This is a genomic window from Rania fehmarnensis (genome assembly GCF_056494185.1).
The window spans coordinates 3,533,646-3,551,823 of sequence record NZ_CM151398.1 but is presented as its reverse complement, the minus strand read 5'-3'; the positions used below and the strand labels follow the sequence as shown (position 1 = coordinate 3,551,823).

Annotated in this window: 10 protein-coding genes; 4 read left to right on the top strand and 6 right to left on the bottom strand. The window is 55.5% G+C overall.

All coding sequences use genetic code 11. The features are described from left to right. Positions 1-10 precede the first annotated feature (10 nt). The gene (locus SH573x_RS12015) at positions 11-4,384 is read right to left on the bottom strand and encodes a PVC-type heme-binding CxxCH protein (RefSeq protein ID WP_479355317.1); all 4,374 of its coding nucleotides are present in this window, start codon (positions 4,382-4,384) and stop codon (positions 11-13) included. 386 nt (positions 4,385-4,770) lie between these two features. Here SH573x_RS12015 and SH573x_RS12010 point away from each other — a divergent pair, with 386 nt between their 5' ends. After that, entirely contained in the window at positions 4,771-5,910 is a 1,140-nt protein-coding gene (locus SH573x_RS12010) for a XylR family transcriptional regulator (protein ID WP_479355315.1), read from the top strand. Positions 5,911-6,652: 742 nt separating this feature from the next. Here SH573x_RS12010 and SH573x_RS12005 read toward each other — a convergent pair. The 4 genes from SH573x_RS12005 to SH573x_RS11990 form a co-directional block, all read right to left on the bottom strand. Further along, positions 6,653-9,436: a phosphoenolpyruvate carboxylase gene (locus tag SH573x_RS12005; protein ID WP_479355313.1), complete on the bottom strand. Its 2,784-nt coding sequence runs from the start codon at positions 9,434-9,436 to the stop codon at positions 6,653-6,655. Between the two features lie 471 nt (positions 9,437-9,907). Next, a complete protein-coding gene (locus SH573x_RS12000) occupies positions 9,908-11,233 on the bottom strand; it encodes an outer membrane protein assembly factor BamB family protein (protein ID WP_479355311.1) in 1,326 nt (441 codons plus the stop codon). 162 nt (positions 11,234-11,395) lie between these two features. Next, on the bottom strand, positions 11,396-12,193 hold the full coding sequence (locus tag SH573x_RS11995) for an HpcH/HpaI aldolase family protein (RefSeq protein ID WP_479355309.1): 798 nt from the start codon (positions 12,191-12,193) through the stop codon (positions 11,396-11,398). Then, entirely contained in the window at positions 12,183-13,211 is a 1,029-nt protein-coding gene (locus tag SH573x_RS11990) for a phosphoglycerate dehydrogenase (protein ID WP_479355308.1), read from the bottom strand. Before SH573x_RS11990 ends, SH573x_RS11995 begins: the two co-directional genes overlap by 11 nt. Before the next feature lie 414 nt (positions 13,212-13,625). Here SH573x_RS11990 and SH573x_RS11985 point away from each other — a divergent pair, with 414 nt between their 5' ends. The 3 genes from SH573x_RS11985 (at position 13,626) to SH573x_RS11975 (ending at position 17,097) form a co-directional block, all read left to right on the top strand. Further along, a complete protein-coding gene (locus SH573x_RS11985; protein WP_479355306.1) occupies positions 13,626-14,990 on the top strand; it encodes an acyltransferase family protein in 1,365 nt (454 codons plus the stop codon). Positions 14,991-15,183: 193 nt separating this feature from the next. Further along, positions 15,184-16,386, top strand: coding sequence for a methionine adenosyltransferase (gene metK, locus SH573x_RS11980; protein ID WP_479355304.1), 1,203 nt, complete (start codon positions 15,184-15,186; stop codon positions 16,384-16,386). A gap of 273 nt (positions 16,387-16,659) precedes the next feature. After that, entirely contained in the window at positions 16,660-17,097 is a 438-nt protein-coding gene (locus tag SH573x_RS11975; RefSeq protein ID WP_479355302.1) for a hypothetical protein, read from the top strand. Here the strand turns inward: SH573x_RS11975 and SH573x_RS11970 are convergent. Further along, the gene (locus tag SH573x_RS11970) at positions 17,075-18,013 is read right to left on the bottom strand and encodes an SHD1 domain-containing protein (RefSeq protein ID WP_479355300.1); all 939 of its coding nucleotides are present in this window, start codon (positions 18,011-18,013) and stop codon (positions 17,075-17,077) included. The genes SH573x_RS11975 and SH573x_RS11970 overlap by 23 nt on opposite strands. Between the last annotated feature and the right edge of the window lie 165 nt (positions 18,014-18,178).

The window sequence follows — 18,178 nt, the reverse complement described above, 5'->3', positions numbered from 1 at the left end:
GGGTAGGTTGTCAGCGCGATTCGATCGTCATGGCGACCACGATCGGAGCTGTGCCGTCGGTGCCTTTGACTAGTTCGATACTCTCAATCGCCGTCGCTTTGGCCGGCACAATTTTCAAATAGCGTACCTGCTGGCCACGGAGTTGAAAGGCCAGTTCGGATTCGGGGACAGCGATTTGAGAATTGATATAGTCGGCAAAGTGAATGCCGTCGAGCAAACGATGATCTTCGGTAGTTCCATCTTGATAACGGATGCGAACGGTCATCGTTAGCGACTTCCGCGGCTGACCACCCGTGTAACCCCAACCGCTGATACCGCTGAGCATGTGGATGGCTGCTGCCGGCGAACTGACGGGCAGTTTAACAGATTTGGGCATCTTGGGTGGTGCGACGCCGTTAGGGCCATGCAGCATGATTACGTTCGGAATGCGCTCACCCTCCGGATCGACTAGTGTGAACGGTACCCCTTCAAAGGTCTTCGGTGTCCAGTCTGGGAAAATCAAACGTTCCGCTTGCCCTTCTCCTTCAAAGAACATGTCTTTTGTACTGATCGTGGTGGCGACTTTGCGCAGGTCGAGCGGAAAATATTTGCCGCGAGCGGCCAGAAATTCCAACAGGTCCGCCATGGCTTCCGGATTGAGCTGCTTTTCAAATCCTTCAGGCATCGTCGATTTGCGGCTGGTCGAAATCTGTTCGATGTCTTCGCGTTGCAACGTGTGACGTTTGGACTCAGCATCCAAGATCTCGATCGCCGTCCGCGTTTCGTTGGCCATGATACCGTTGATGACTTGGCCATTGGTCGTCAGCACGGTATAGGTGCGGAAGTTACCTTCCACACTGCGGCTAGGATCGAGAATGGCAGTCAGCAACTCGAGTTTCGGATGAGCCGCCATGCCGGACAGATCGGGTCCAAACTTCTTGCCTTCGCCGTTGTGCATGTGGCAGTTGGCGCACTGAGCTTTGAAGAAAGCTTTGCCGCGCTGAGCATTACCACCTTGCATTACGATTGGTGCATATTTATCGATCACACTTTGCCGATCTGCATCAGGCAACCCGCCTGAACGTTTCAGCAACTCTTGAGCACGCTTGGAAATCGCTTGGTTCGGATGAGCTGCCAGCGATTGCTTCTGATCCAGTGGCAAATCGGAGATCTCGAGCTGCCCTTTCTCGAAGCAATCCAGCAAGTCCGTGGTCCAGTCCGCGCGTATCAGCATGACACTCAATACTTTGGGACGGGTAGCCGGAGTCAAACGATTGAGAGCACTGCCCAATTGCTCTCCCAAACCAGCGGCCGTTGAGGCTTTGAGAGATTGCACAATCGTATCGACTAGTTCGGGTTGCGAACGAGCTCCCAACAACTCCACTAGCGCAGTGGCCACATCCGCGTCATCGCGACGAAATCGAGTCAGCTCTTTCACAGCAGTGATGCGGGCCTCGACTTCCGCATCGTCAGCTTCAGAGGATGCCAAAAGCTCTTTGGCCATGGCATCGCCCTGGTCCTTGAGGCACTGGCTACCCCAACGCTGTGCCAAGGTGATCACGCGAATCTTGCCTTGCAAGTCGCTACTATCATGGAGCTTGACCAGCGCATCTTCCAAGCGACTGGATAACTTGGGGCGCCGATCTTCGCTCATGCCGGTCGAGAGTCCGCCGATGATGGCAGTGGCGACTTGAGGCTGGGTATCGGCCAGGCTCGACAAGAGCGTCTCGAGCGAATCCACGTTGTCACCGCGTGCGAAATGCTCAGCCACGCGCCCGATGACCGCAAGGGCCTCTGCATTCAGTTTGGACTCCGTCTTGGCATCCGCGCACGCTTGCAGGAAAGCCAGATCATTCTTAGCCGCGGCCGAGGTCAGGGCATCGGGCAGCCAGCGATCCTCGGTGGTGCCCGGTAGATTCAAAGCAGCCAAGAGTGCGGGGCCCGCGGCTTCGGCCGCTTGTGCATCAGCGATCGCCAAACACGCAGCCAACCGCACATGAGCATCTGCGTCGGCAAGTAGCCCAGCTTCGACGATGCGGACCACCGAGTCGGATACCGGTGGCAATGACAACGCAGCCACGCGGCGTACACCCGCCGCCGGATGTTTGAGCGCTTGACTCCACTTGGCCAGCACCTTTGCATCGAGCGTCAACTTGGCGTTCAATCCTTGCAGTACGCGTAGCGCATGGATCGCTCCGACATTTAATCCCAATTCATCGACTTGAGGATCAGCTAACAAGCTTAAGAGAGCCGGCACAATATCGGCCTGGCCGCGTTCGACTAACAAGCGCTGCGCCTGCAGTCGCCACAACATGTTGCTGTGCGCGAGTGCCTTGACCAGCCCCTCTGCGTTACTGATATCCAGCTTTGGCGCAGGCTCGATCGATGTATTGGTGGTCGAGACGATGCGATAGATGCGTCCACGCTGCGTGTCGCGCAAAGGCGTTTCATAAGCTCCCCGCGCACCGGTTTTGAAACCATTGGGCGTGGGATTATGCTGGACGACAATGTTGTACCAATCGCTGACCCACACATTCCCATCGGGACCGACATCGGCTGCAATCGGAGCACACCATTCATCATCGCTCGCGACCAGGTTACCACCGTAGTTGGCAACGAAATCTGTTCCCTCACGTGTGAGATCCAAGGTCGCCACCAGGTGGCCAGTCGGATCAGCCACAAAGGCCGTCTTGTTCCAGTAGGCTGGCGGATAGTTGCGAGCAGTATATAGGGCATGACCAGCAGCAGAAGTAAAGCCACCGAAGAAGTCGACTTGACGAACCTTATCTGTGATCGGGTAAAAGCGAAAGCCAGGAGCAATGTTCTCCAATACGCTCGAACTCCAGCCACGCACCAGTTCATAATGTCGATTGGCAATCGGCGCATAGACGCTTGGACAACCATTGGCAGTTGAACCAAACACCAATCCTTCTTCGCTGAAGCCTAAGCCCCAAGAGTTGTTGTTGGTACTCCGCACGAACTCCAGCTTCGTTCCGTCGGCTTTGAAACGCACGATGCCTTGGCCGAATTGGTGATTCTCTCCACCAACCTTTCCGCGAAAGCCTGAATAACCAACGATGGTGTATAGCCAGTTATCATGACCGTATCGCAGATTGCTGGGACCAGCATGCGTATCGAAAGTGCCCCAACCTGTGAACAAGACCTTGGTGGAATCGCACTTGTCATCGCCATCTTCATCTTTGAGAAACAAAGTATCGGGCGCTTGATGCACAACTAAACCGCCATTGGCCAGAGCCATGCCGGTCGGAATGCTAAGCCCTTCGGCGAACACGGTGAACTTATCGGCACGGTTATCACCATCGGTATCTTCGCAGATCTTGATGCGATCGCGTCCTTGACCACGCGGCTTGAGGTCGTTGGGATAGTCGATCGTCTCTGCAATCCACAGCCGACCGCGATGGTCCCAGGTCACACACAAAGGTTTGCCAATCTCGGGTTCGCTGACAAATAGTTCAGCTTGGAATCCTCGTGGCAAACTAACCCGCTTGGCGGCCAGCTTTGGTGGCAGCGGCTTTTGGATCTTGCGAATCGTGTCGCCGGAGCCTTGTGTATGGCGATAATCGGGCAGACCTTTACCTTCGTCGGTCTGATACTCAAAAGGGGTTGGACCGGCCAGCGGATGAGCCGTGCTGTCGTAGATGTCCTTTTCGCCCGCTGCCCAGCGAATGCCGCGTTCCAGCAGTGCATGAAAGCCAGGGTTCTCCCAGGTACGATGATCGTGACCGTAGGCGGTATAGAAGATGCGTCCTTTTTCGTACTTGCGAATCCATGTCCACGGTTCGTGGCTGCCGCCTTGCGGACGTGTTTGCAGAACCACGCGATCTTGATCGTTGTGCAGGTGATGTTCGTAGGTCTCGTCCCAAGTTACAAAGGGCATCAACCCTTGAGTGATTGGGTGATTGTCAACTTCGACCTGCGTGGCGAAGTCGTCTGTGCCATGTTTGAGAAACTGAGCCCCGCAGAGCGCGACGAGTTTCGGTTGATTGCGAAAACAATACGAAGCGCAGTGGACTGGCACATAACCACCACCGCCGGCTACGTACTCCACGATCGCTGCGGCTCGCTGATCATCCAAGTTATCGATATTGGCATACACCAATAGTACGTTGAACTGTCTTAAGTTGTCGACACTCAACTGATTTAGGTCGTCGGTGTATTGCACATCGATCCCCGCGCGAGCCATAACCGGTACCAGCTGTCTGGCTCGCTGAGCAGGTTGATGATGCCCCTGGTCGCCGAGAAAGAGAACTTTCAGTCGGGCATCGTCAGCCGCAGCGAATTCAGCATGCAACACTCCCAATAGTGCTGCAGCGATGACCAGTACCAGCATCCGCGCGACAGTCCACGGGCGGGGTCGGCACTCCAAATTCCTAGGCGTCTTCATCGATTGTGACACTCCGTCGGTGGGATAAGAGGATTTTTACAGCTGGGGCTCGCAGTTTTCCTTGCAAAATTCTGGCTTAATTCCAGAATAGTGTGTTCAGCGGCGGCTGGCCATGAGATTTTTGTACATGTGGCATGAGGTTTTTTACGCTCGGGCGAAACGTAGCTGAAGTCGCCAGACTTTGGCCCGTAGCTGAAGTCGCCAGACTTTGGCCCGTAGCTGAAGTCGCCAGACTTTGGCCCGTAGCTGAAGTCGCCAGACTTTGGCCGCGCCAACGCAACGCTTTCCAATCTCTGGCGAGATCGGCTACGAGTAACGCTTTCCAATCTCTGGCGAGATCGGCTACGAGTAACGCGCTTTCAATCTCTGGCGAGATCGGCTACGGCATGCATCCACAACGCTCCACATTTCGAGTAGCACTTCTAATCGAAACGTCCAACGCCTATGCGCGGGGGCTGTTGAGCGGCATTTATTCGTATATCCGTGAACACGGCACTTGGGCAACCTATTTTCCGGAACAGAGTCGCGGAGATCTGCCGCCGGAAAGTTTGAAGCATTGGCGAGGCGATGGCATTATTGCCCGCATCGAGAACGAGCAAATCGCACGCATCGTTTCGCGGTTGAAATTGCCAGTGGTCGATGTCAGCGCTTCGCAAGCTCTGCCTGGTGTACCGTGGGTCGAGACGCACGACGAGTCGATTGCGCAACTGGCCGTCGATCACTTGCTGGAACGGGGCTTCAAGAATTTCGCCTTTTGTGGCGATGAACGATTCGCCTGGTCACGCTACCGGGGCGAAGGCATGCAGAGGCTGGTGTCGATGGCCGGTTATGAATGCCATGCCTACCGTCCACGACCCAACGATCGCGGCGACGAGGAAAGACAATTAACTCGGTGGCTGTTGAAGCTGCCCAAGCCCATTGGCGTCTTGGCTTGTTACGATCTGCGGGGACGACAGCTGATCGAACTCTGTCAACGCAATGGCCTGGCTGTACCCGAGCAAGTAGCAATTCTGGGTGTCGACAACGATGAACTAGTCTGCAACCTGGCAGAAACACCGCTATCCAGCATTATTCCCAACGCACATGGCGCAGGCTATCAAGCAGCGTCGTTGCTGAGCGAGATGTTGGCTGGTAACAAAGTGGCCCCGACGGCTCACCTGCTGAAGCCACTGGGTATTGTGACGCGACTTTCCACCGACTCGCTGGCCATCAACGATGAAGAACTGATCAAGGCAGCGCGCTTCATTCGTCAATATGCATGTTCGGGCATCAAGGTCGACGATGTCCTGCGCGAAGTTTGTTTGACTCGCCGCGTACTGGAAAGCCGCTTCAAAAAGTACTTTGGCCACTCGCCGCATGATGCTATTTTGCGAGTGAAACTCATGCGGGCCGAAGAGCTGCTGAAAGAAACCGATTTGCCCTTGGCCACCATCGCTGACCGTTGCGGTTTCATGCACACCGAATACTTCAGCGTCGTTTTCAAGAAAGCCAAAGGCATCGCCCCCAGCGAGTTTCGCAGCTCCTAGCGCCGTGTCACCTCTCCAAGGCTTCGCCTTGGGGAGGTCGAATCGAGGCTTTGCGAGATTCGGGAGGGGCGAGTGCATGTAGCCGATCTCGCCAGAGATTAGAGATCGATCGGTGATGCGTCCAAAGTCTGGCGACTTCGGCTACGGTTCAGGACTCGCCCCTCCCGGAGCCTAGCTAACGCTGGCTCCGACCTCCCCATGCTGCGCATGGAGAGGTGACGGCCACCTCTCCAAGGCGCAGCCTTGGGGAGGTCGAATCGAGGCTTTGCGAGATTCGGGAGGGGCGAGTGCATGTAGCCGATCTCGCCAGAGATTAGAGATCGATCGGTGATGCGTCCAAAGTCTGGCGACTTCGGCTACGGTTCAGGACTCGCCCCTCCCGGAACCTAGCTAACGCTGGCTCCGACCTCCCCATGCTGCGCATGGAGAGGTGACGGCCACCTCTCCAAGGCGCAGCCTTGGGGAGGTCGAATCGAGGCTTTGCGAGATTCGGGAGGGGCGAGTGCATGTAGCCGATCTCGCCAGAGATTGGAGATCGATCGGTGATGCGTCCAAAGTCTGGCGACTTCGGCTACGGTTCAGGACTCGCCCCTCCCGGAACCTAGCTAACGCTGGCTCCGACCTCCCCATGCTGCGCATGGAGAGGTGACGGTCACCTCTCCAAGGCTTCGCCTTGGGGAGGTCGAATCGAGGCTTTGCGAGATTCGGGAGGGGCGAGTCAACCGAGGCTAACGCCTACGGCTTAGCCGGTGGTGCCTAGTCCACTAGCGATGGCGTTAACGGTCAACAGCAACTGCGGGATGAGGTCTTCAGCGGCTTTGGGTTGCTGCATGCGATGGTAACTGCGCCACATCTTTAGCAAGCCAATCTGTTGATAGTGCAATACGCGCAGCCCGCTGGAACGCAAGTTCATCATGCGCTGAATGTTAGGACGTCGCTCCGACAGCGGGCCACCATAGATTTCTTCGATCATCGAATGCGTTAACGCCAACTCGGCTTCGATGCTAGTCATAAACTTGTCACGCAGCGGCTTATCTTCCAGCATATCGGCATATGCGCGCATGATCTCTAGATCCGTCGCCGCCAGGCTGGTAGCGACATTGCTGAGCAGATAGTGCGAGGGTGCCCATGAGTTCATGGTCGAGCCCAAGGTTGCAAAGGTTTGCGGATCAGCGGCTTTCAATTGCCCCAGCGCTGTGCCGACGCCATACCAGCCTGACAAAAAGAACCTCGCTTGGCCCCAACTGAATACCCACGGGATGGCGCGCAGGTCAGCCAAGGTTTGTTGCCCCGTGCGCCGCGCGGGTCGCGATCCAATCCGGCTTTGTTCAATCGCATCGATTGGTGTCGCCCCGCGGAAGAAACTCACAAAACCTTCGGTATTCAGTAGCGAGGTGTAACACTCGCGGGCCCATTCCGATAGTTGAGTTAATGTCGACTCGAGCGGATGCTCGACTGGGTCGCTGCTGCGATCGAGCAATGTCTTGCGTGTGACTCCCGCCAAAAACAGTTCCAGGTTATAGATGGCCGTCGACTGGTGAGCATACTTTTGCGGAATCGTTTCCCCCTGTTCAGTCACGCGCAAGTCACCGCGCAGTGTCTCGTCCGGTAGCGCTTTGATAAAGCGATGCGTCGGGCCCGCTCCGCGACTGATTGTACCGCCGCGACCGTGAAAGAATCGCACCCGGACTCCATGCTGGCGGCCTACCTGGCTGAGTTCACGCTGAGCATGACGGAGATTGACCAGGCTGGCCAGAATGCCGCCATCTTTGTTGCTGTCGCTATAGCCCACCATCACTTGGCCCACGGGATCGGGTTGCCGGCGGCGCTTTTGAATTGCTACCAGGCTGCGTTTGGTAATTGGATGATTGAGAAACTGCTCATAGATCCCCGGACTGGCGCGCAGATCATCGACCGTCTCGAACAGCGGCACGACTGGTAGTGGACACTCCAAGCCATCGGCCGTCTCTTCCGTCAATCCGACTTCGCGGGCTAGCAAGTAGACGACCAACAAGTCTGAAACATTGCGAGTCATGCTGACGATCAATGACCCCAAGCCATCATCGCTGTAAGCCGTGCGGTATTCCTTCAGCACTCGCAGGGCTGAGAGAGCCGCATCCGCTTCGTACCCTAGCGAGACATCAGGTCGAGCGAATGGTCGCTTCGAAGCCAGCTCGCGCTGCAGCATCTCCATGCGTTCTGCTTCGGACCACTGCGAAAAATTCGTGCGCGCAATACCCGCAGCCGCCAAGAGTTGTTCGACAGCGCGGTCATGAAAGGCACTGTTCTGACGCACATCCAACACAGCCGAATGAAACCCAAACGTTTGCACGATCCGCATCAACGGCTGCACAGCGTACTCAGCGGGCCGGCGCAGGCCGGTGGCGACCATGCTGTCATACAACAAACGTAGATCAGCCAACAGCTCAGAGGCTTGTTGATAGGTTGGCGCTGGCTCGTGCACGATCTGATCGGAATTGGGATCAACCTTGGGTAACCTGGCCAGCATCGTATTGATGAATTGCCGCCATGGTTCGTTGGGATTGCGATCAACTGCTTTCTTGCCTTGAGCTCCCAATTGTTCAGCCGCGCTGGCCAGAGCTTGTAGAAATGCCGGATTGGGTCGCTGCCAATAAGCGGACAAGCTGAGCAGTCGCGCCAACTGTTGCAAATGACGTTGAATCAAGCCGAGGGCACTACGGCGCATTTCTAATAAACTCTGCCGTGTCACATCGGCCGTTACCAGCGGGTGCCCATCACGATCACCACCCACCCAGGTACCGAATGTCAGCTTGGGGAAAATCAATGGATCATCGAAGACCGAAGTATCCAGTCCTACATCCGTCCACGCGCGACGCAAGCGTTGATCCAGTGGGCGCAGCACCGAAGGGAAGACGTGCGTTAAGTAGTCGAGCACGTTACGACGTTCGGATTGAATATCAGGCTTGTCCAGGTAGATTTCGCCCGTGCGCCACAGGATGGCCAGCAGTGCTCGCACGGCAAAGTCGTTTTCTTCTTGATAGGACTGCGTCAGCGCATCCTGATCGCTTTGTATTTGTCGATACAGTTGAAAACGCTCGTACAATCGACGGTGATGGGCTAACACTGTGGCGCGTTTAGCTTCTGTCGGGTGCGCAGTCAGTACCAGTTCAACTTGCATGCTCGAAAGTTGGCTGGCAATTTGCTGCGCCGACCAGCCTTTATCTTTCAGTTGCTTCAAGCACTCGCCCCAGAGCGCGGGCAGCGCATCCAAACCGCTCTTGCGCTCAATCGCTTTGCGAAATTGATCGGCCGCGTTTTGCTCCGCCATTCCCAGCAACTGGAAGGCGATCGAATAGGCTTGCGTCAAATGAACCGAGTCGCTCAGCGAGCTAGCGATCTGCGGTGCCGTGTCGGCCATCGGCAAACTCTCAGCCAACTCGTGTTCGCCCGACTCATTCAGCACATCTCGCAAGCACTCCAGAATCCAATGCCACTGGTTTGCCAAACTCTCTTCGTTTAGTGCCAACACGCTCTCAGGAACCATCGAATCTCGCTTTCGTGCAGATGAGCTGCCTGTTGAAGTTGCGTCCTTGGTGTAGGTAGCCTAAACGTCCGCGCGATGCTCCGCTACAGGTGATGAAACACCAAAATCGCAATGGCAGAACTCAAGCCATCCAGCGTGGCTTAAGGGCAACGCTGCGTCACCTCCACCAAGCTCGGGAGATCATCCAGCTTTTAAGTTGTTTGGGTGGCACTAGCAATGCGCAGCATAGCCAGTGCCACCCCGAGGCGTTCGAGCCGAAATTTGCGGGAGGGAGCTCTGTACGTAGCCGATCTCGCCAGAGATTGGACGAACATCGGCTACGCGTCCAAAGTCTGGCGACTTCGGCTACTGGCTCCGACCTCCCCCAAGCAAAGCTTGGGAGAGGTGACTGTCACCTCTCCCGCGAAGCGGGGGAGGTCGCAGACGAGGCGTTAGCCGAAGTCTGCGGGAGGGGGCATGGAGAGGTGACTGTTACTTGCTCAACTCCACGCAGATACATTCCGCGTCGTTGCGAACGTACATGCGGGTGCCGGCGAAGGCCGGTGCGCACCAGACGACTTGGCGACCGAACGCGTTGTTAGTCGGTTCGATTACTTTGGCGCGATCAACCACTGTCACACCTTGCGGCGAAAGTTTGGCAATTACCAATTCGCCTTTCTCGTTGAACATAAAGAAGCGATCCGCCTGTTTGACCATAAATGCTGATTCGCTGCCTTGCGAACGAGCCCCCATCACATCGTTGTTGGTCCAGAGATGTTCACCATCAGGCAGACGAAACGCGACCATGTCGCCTTTTTGATCCATGCCGTAAACCACATCGCCATCGACAAACGGTTGCACATTGACCGGCGAGACAAAGCGTTTGGACTTGTCCCGAGCCACTTCGGTTACGCCGGGTTTATCTTGATTGAGCTTGAGCAACAAGTTGTGATTGGAGTATCCGCCAATAAACAAGTAATCGCCGACGACAACTGGCGACATGATGATCGAGCCATTGGTGGCCGCGTAAGGCGTGGTCCAGAGCTCTTTGCCGGTCTCTGGTTCAACTGCATTGATGGCGCTGGGGTTAGCCAATATCAACTGACGCACGCCGGCAGCTTTGATGATCGTCGGTGGTGAGTAACCTTGTTCGGTCGCCGTACCGTAACGCCACAGTTCTTTACCGGTGGTTTTGTCGAACGCCACCGTGTGTGTTCCTTCGCCACCGACCAGGCAGATCAATCGGGGACCATCAATTAGAGGATGGGCTGCGTAACCCCACAGGGCTGACTTGGTATTGTATTCCTTGGGTAAATCTTTTTGCCATACAACCTTGCCACTATCAGCCGCCAGGCAGAGCAAGTTGCCCTCGGCACCCAGCGTGTAAACTTTACCTGAGTCGACCACGGGCGTGCAGCGCGGACCAGCTGGATAAGAGATCGCGTAACTGACCGGGTATTCGTACTTCCACAGTTGATCACCCGATGCGGCATCCAGACACATGACGCGCTCGGTGCCAGAGAGCGACTTGCGATCAAAGTTATCGACCTTCGCATTCCCTGACGAGACGAAGTCGGTGATATACAGTTTGTTACCAACGACAGCGGGCCCCGAATATCCGCCAGCCACAGGTGCGCGCCACACGATCTTGGGACCGCCCGACGGAAACTTGTCGAGAATGTTGTCGGCGCTCCAGCGATTGTCGCGATTTTTTCCCATCCACTGAGGCCAGTCTTCAGCCCGTGTGTTAGCTGTTGCCAGGCAGAGCATGGCCACGCATAACGTAGCCAGACACCGCAGTATTGTTCTCGAACGCATCGGTTGTTCCTTTATTGTTTTTATGCAACGAATCGCAGGATGTGCTTTGTTGGACGGATATGTTTACGTAGCCACCGCTGCCAAGCGGTGGATTTCGTCGCCCAGTCCACCGTCTGGCGACGGTGGCTACGTGACGCCCACCCTCTGGCGACGGTGGCTACGTTAGTAACGAATGAGGTTGGACGCTTCATCATTGGGGCGGACAATTTCTAAAACTTGCGTAGCTCGTTCGCTCATGAAACGCAGCTCGCTGCCAATGGCGATGAACTGCATGCCCTGGGCAGCGCGGCTCAGGGCGACTTGCGGATCCATGACATGCATGCCGGTGGGCGTGCTAGTTTTCTTGCCCGCAGCGATGATGCTGGCCAAGGCAGCTTCGAATTGTTCGTCTGTGGCTTCGGTACCATCCGAAGCGCGCATCTGAGCGCGTAGATCGACTGGTCCTACAAAGATCGCGTCGACGCCGGGCAAACTATAGATCGCTTCGGCATTAGCAATACCGCGTGGGCTTTCCGTTTGCAACACGACCAGGATCTCATCGTTAGCACGCTGCATGTACTCAGCGGAATTGGTATCGAAGTTCAAAGCCGCGTGACTGCCACCCAAGCTGCGATTGCCCGTGGGCGGATACTTGGCCGCAGCTATGGCGGTGCGAGCTTGCTCAACTGTATCGACCATCGGAACCACAATACCCCAGGCTCCAGCATCCAACACTCGCTTGATCAAGTGATGATTGCCTTCGGGTACGCGGGCCAGAGGCACACTGCCGGCATCGGCAATAGCGCCGAAGACTGCGGCTGCTTGCGACCAGTCGATTGGCGAATGCTCCAAGTCGAGCGTCAACCAATCGAAGTTCATGCGGGCTAAAACGCGGGCTGCTAGCAGATCACCAGTCGATAGCCACGTACCGAACACCGGCTGGCCAGCTTTCAATTTATCTTTGACGCGATTATGTCGCATTTCGTTTCCAGTTCCACGCAGATTCCAGCGAGGCATTCACCAGGCAACCCTCGTCCACGCCTCGACCACAGTACAAGTTCGCAATACACTCTGCGGCCAGTTTGCCCATGGCGCGCACGGATTCGTAATCCAGGCCAGCGGTGTGAGGAGTTAACAGTATATTGGGCAAGTGTAACAGACGATTATCTTTCACTGGTGGCTCAACCGCGAAAGCGTCCAAGCCCGCACCCCACAAATGCCCACTCTCTAGCGCATCGGCTAAGGCAACCTCATCCACCAGGCCGCCGCGAGCCGTATTGATCAGGATCGCGCCGTGCTTCATTCGGGCAAGTGTATCACGATTCATGATATTGGTCGTCGCGACTGTGCATGGCAAATGCAAACTGACGATATCCGAACCCTGCAATACATCGTCAAAGCTGACCAGACGCACACCATGTCGCTCAGCAAAGCACTCGTCCGGCACGGGATCATAAGCGATGATGTGCACTCCCAACGCTTTGGCGCGCGGGATGACCTCTTTACCGATGCGTCCTAAGCCCAGCATGCCCAGCGTTTTGCCTTGCAGTCGCCCCAGCGGTGGACGAATCCAAGTGCCATCACGAACCGTTCGGTCTCGGCCCGGGAAACCACGCATTACACCTAGAATCAATGCCAACGTGTGTTCAGCAACCGATACTTGATTGGTGCCAGGTGTGATGGTCACCGCAGTGTTTTGCGCCGTAGCAGCCGGGATATCGATGGCATCATATCCCACTCCAAACCGCGCGATAACTTTCAAGTTCGATTGAGCCAAGACACGCGCCGACAACGGTTCCATGCCAGCCAGCATCGCATCGATTCCTGGCAAATGCGCGATCAATCGATCTTCGTCGTACAAGTGAATACCTACCGGCGGATACACGATCTCCAGGCCCGCAGCCTCGAGCACCTCCTGCGCAGGTTCGTGCTTGCGCACCAATTCGATAGGCGTAACCAATACGCGTGGCTTGGCAATGATGAAAAACTCCCCAACCAAAGTAGTTGCCAGTCTGCTTATGAAAACAGACAGATTATACAGCTGAATGTAGAGCGGCTGTCCCCAGCCGCTCAGCACCCTCTAACCAAATCCTCGACCGACGTAGAACGGCTGTCCCCAGCCGCTCAGCACCCTCTAACCAAATCCTCGACCGACGTAGAGCGGCTGTCCCCAGCCGCTCAGCACCCTCTAACCAAATCTTCGACCGACGTAGAACGGCTGTCCTCAGCCGCAAAGGTCCTCCTAAACCAAACACCGCGCGGAAGGGGAGAATCTGTTTGCAGCATAGAAACGACGCTGATGCCGTCGGTAGAGAATTGGTTAGAGGGTGCTGAGCGGCTGGGGACAGCCGCTCTACGTTACGTTATCATGTTAAACCATCTCCCACCTATTGCGTTCAATGGTAACCTACCTATGACTGCCCCTGCTACGCTTGCCGCACCACCAACTGCCAATACTCCTGCGGCAACTGAAGAGCGATTGTTGTCGCTGGATGCTTATCGCGGACTGATCATGGTCGCCTTGGCCTTCAATGGCTTTGGGCTGGCCGAGACTGCCGAGATGCATTTGGCATCGCAGCCCGATTCTAGCTTCTGGAAACAACTCAACTTCCAGTTCACGCATGTCGAGTGGCGCGGAATTGCTTTCTGGGACATGATCCAACCATCGTTCATGTTCATGGTTGGCGTCTCGATGGCTTACTCCTACGTCAAACGCGAGTCGCGCGGTGATAGTTGGGGCAGTATGTTTTGCCATGCCATCGTGCGTTCGTTGGTGCTGATCCTGCTAGGTGTCTTTCTGAGCTCTCAGGGTTCAAGCATCGTTACGACCAATTGGGCCTTGATGAATGTACTTACTCAAATTGGATTAGGTTATGCATTCCTGTTCTTGATGTGGCGTCGACCACTGGTTGTGCAATTGATTGTGGTCGCCTTGTTATTGGCAGGCACTGGGTTGGCTTATACCAGCTATCCAACCACAGGCATCGATTTGGAGAAAGGCAACCCCGAAGTTGGCATTAAGGCTGAGTGGGCTCAGGAACATTTAACCGGTGTGCCAGCTGCCTGGCATAAGAACGCGAACCTTGGCCATGCGGTCGACCGCGTCGTGCTGAACTGGTTCCCTCGTCCTCGAGTCGCCAAAGAGGGTGACGATGGCCAGCCGACCGGAGAGCTGGCCATTGTGCCCTTCGAATACAACGGCGGCGGCTACCAGACGATCAACTTCATTCCGTCACTAGCCACCATGATTTTGGGACTGATCTGCGGCGAGCTGTTGCGGTCGTCGCTTGGTCGGCTTCCAAACTCTGGCGAGTCCAGCTACGAGCGGCATCCAAACTCTGGCGAGTTCAGCTACGGTGGGTGGCGCAAAGTCGCAGTGCTGGTCGTGATGGGTGCCGTGCTGTTTGGGCTGGGAATCGCCGGCGAGCGCTTGGGTTGGCCGATCATCAAGCGCATCTGGACACCCAGTTGGGCATTATTCTCGACTGGGATCTGTTGTTGGATTTTGGCTACGCTCTATGCGGTGATCGACGTGCTGGGTTGGCGATTATGGAGTTGGTTCTTTGTGGTCGTGGGTATGAACTCGATCGCCATTTATATGATGGGCCAGCTGCTGCGGCCGTGGACCGAGCGGCAATTGCGCGTCCACTTCGGCTCAGGCATCTTTAACTTCCTGGGCGAAGCCTATCAGCCGATGCTAGCCGCCACTTGGGTAGGCCTGGTGTTCTGGCTAGTCTGTTACTGGATGATGCGGCAGAGGATCTTTGTGAGGGTCTAGAGGGCCAAGTGGCTGGGGCATGCAAAATAACCACCAAATTGGGTTTGGCAATCGGCAAGCTACGCCATTAACCCTACCGAACCTTAGGGGTGGTGACTATACTGGGCGGACTGCCGCCCGTAGGCAGCATTGTGGCACCGCCCGATGGCTGGTGTGCGTTCTAGCTCTATCACCTGAAAGTTAATGAAAGAATATGTCCAGCAGCTACATTTTTTCTTCTGAAAGCGTTGGCGAAGGTCATCCTGACAAGGTTTGTGACACCATCTCGGATGCCATTCTGGATGCCTGCCTCACGGTAGACAAAAAAAGCCGCGTAGCCTGCGAGACATTTGTCAAAAGCAATATGGTCGTAGTGGGTGGAGAGATCACCATCCCCAAGCTTGGCCAGAAGCCCATCGGCGAAGCCATCAACATCGACAAAGTTATTCGTGATGCTGTTCGCGGTATCGGCTATGTCAATGACGATGATGTCTTTCATGCTGATCGTATCTTCATCAACAACTACCTGACCACCCAATCGCCCGACATCGCGCAAGGTGTGGACGCCAAGAAAGCGGACCACAAAGATACTGCCGAACAAGGCGCTGGCGACCAGGGCATTATGTTCGGTTTCGCTTGCAACGAAACTCCGGAACTGATGCCAGCTCCCATCATGTTCGCTCACCGCCTCGGTCGCGAACTGACCCGCGTTCGCAAGAGCGGCAAGGTCAAGTGGTTGCGGCCTGATGCCAAGAGCCAGGTATCGGTCGAATACGTCGATGGCAAGCCCACGCGGATTATCAACGTCGTTATCTCAACGCAACACGCGGCTGATGTTGATCACCCAGAAATCAAGAAATTCTGCATCGATCAAATCGTCAAGAAGGTTCTGCCTAAGAACATGTTGACCGACCAGACCGAATGCTTGATCAATCCCACCGGTCGCTTCGTGATCGGCGGCCCTCAAGGCGATAGCGGTTTGACCGGTCGCAAGATCATCGTCGATACCTACGGCGGCATGGGCCGTCACGGTGGTGGCGCGTTCTCCGGCAAAGATCCAACCAAGGTCGATCGCAGCGCTGCCTACATGGGCCGCTGGGTTGCCAAAAACATTGTGGCTGCGGAACTAGCCACCAAGTGCGAAATCCAGTTCGCCTATGCCATCGGCCATCCCAAACCAGTTAGCGTGCACGTCGATACCTTCGGTACCGGCACGCACAGCGACGATGCCATTCTCGCTGCTGTACTGAAAGTCTTCAGCTTCAAGCCCGCTGACATCGTCAAGCAACTGGACTTGCTGCGCCCGATTTACAGCAAGAGCACCAACTACGGCCACTTCGGCAAAGACGACGCCGACCTGACCTGGGAGACCACTTCCAAAGCCGACGCACTCCGCAAAGCCGTAGGTAAGAAGTAGCCGAAGTCGCCAGACCTTGGATGCTATGCTTATGACGTAGCCGAAGTCGCCAGACTTTGGACCTATACTACGGACTTCAGCGTTTCGTAAATCTTTTTTGAAACGCTGAGCCCGCGGAGAAATCGTTGATTTCTCTGCGATCCTCTGAGTCTCGGCGTTTAAACTTTGAAAAGCCTCCAATCTCTGGCAAGATCAGCGACAAGATTTCTATCTGGACAGCGAATTACACCAGTGGGCTGGTGTTAATCCTTTGCGAGTCTGGAGATTGAATCCATGAATCTTTGCGCTGTACCGCAGACCCTCGTCAAGCGATCAGCCTGGCTGGGATCTGCGATTTTGACATTTGGCTTGGTCGTCTCATTCGCAGCTTTTGCCAGTTTGGCCGCACCCCTGGTCGCCCATTTTAATGGTGCGCCTGGCGATTTCTCACGTCATATCCTGCAAGTCTCGCTGCTGACATGTGTGCCCTTCGGAATGTTGACCGGATTGGCCGCAGCGCGTTATGCCACGACCAAACGCACGTGGCTCTCGGTTGCCAAGTACTTTTGGGTATTGCTGCTTTTTATCCCGCTATCGCAAACCTCGCTGGCCGGCCCTATGCTCGACTATACCGCAGTCGTATATGGCTTCACGGTTCTGTTTGCGATCGTGAGCGGCAAAGCCTTCAAGCGGCCGTCGCCCAGCGTGCTCAGGGCGCCAACCTGCGCGTAACATCGATGGCATAAGCCGGATATTGCTGCTGTACTAGCGCTTGAGCTGTGCCGCTATCGCGAGCAGTGACCACCATGGAAAAAGGATAGGCGTAAGGATTGGGAGGAACTACAACCACTTCCCACAAGTCGGTTGCACCAGAGTCGACGGCCAACATGTCCAGTTGAAGTAAACGTACCTGGGCGGCTTGAGCGGCGTTGAATTGATAAGCGCGGGCTGCTGACGAGAGCATCAGGGCTTCACGTTGGGCCAACCGCGAACGCTCTGTGTCTTCCATCTTCTCTTTTTGAAGTGCGCGCCAGCGGGCCAATCCCGGCTCCAGTATCGCTCGCTCGGCACTGCCAAACAAAAAGATCGGCACTTTAACTTCTTCGCCACTCGTTAGGGCAATGCTTACGCCTTCGACGGCATAAATATGAGGCACTTTGCCTTGCTCGGTCAACCATGACTTCAATTCGGGCAGAGCGGTGATCTTGGCCGTCTCGAAGTGCTCGACGATACTGGGCAGAATGGCTAGCAACGTCTCGGGCAGTTTGCTCTCTTCTGCACCATCGACCATCAGCTTGGCGTTTAGTCGTTCGACCACCATGTCATGAGCAAAGTAGCCAGCGATCCGACCGATGATTTTCATATCACCTTGCAGCCGCCATACATGATCCTTATCTCTATCAGACAGTTTGCCTGCACCGGCTTCTTCAGATTTGAGATAGGATTGGTCCGTTTCTGATAGCTGCTTGATCTCGACAGCGATTAATCGGCCATCAGTCGTCTTCAGGACTACCACGTCTTCGCTGACAGCAATCATGTCTGCTTCGACTTTAAATCGTCCACTAACATCTGTCCACGTGCGCGCCATGGCGAAGGACGAGCACAATAGAGTCACAATTAGGGCAGCGAAAATTTGCAGACGGGACATGGTTTCACCGAGCTGGTTGGGTTCCAAAATTAAGCGTAACAAGTTGCCAGCATGCAAGTTGCGGACCGGGTTGCTAAAAACTTGGATCAGCGTTCAACTATGCAACTGGCTGGCGTCGACAACCAGTGCGATTGTTAACCGTGCGATTGCTAACCCTGCGATTGA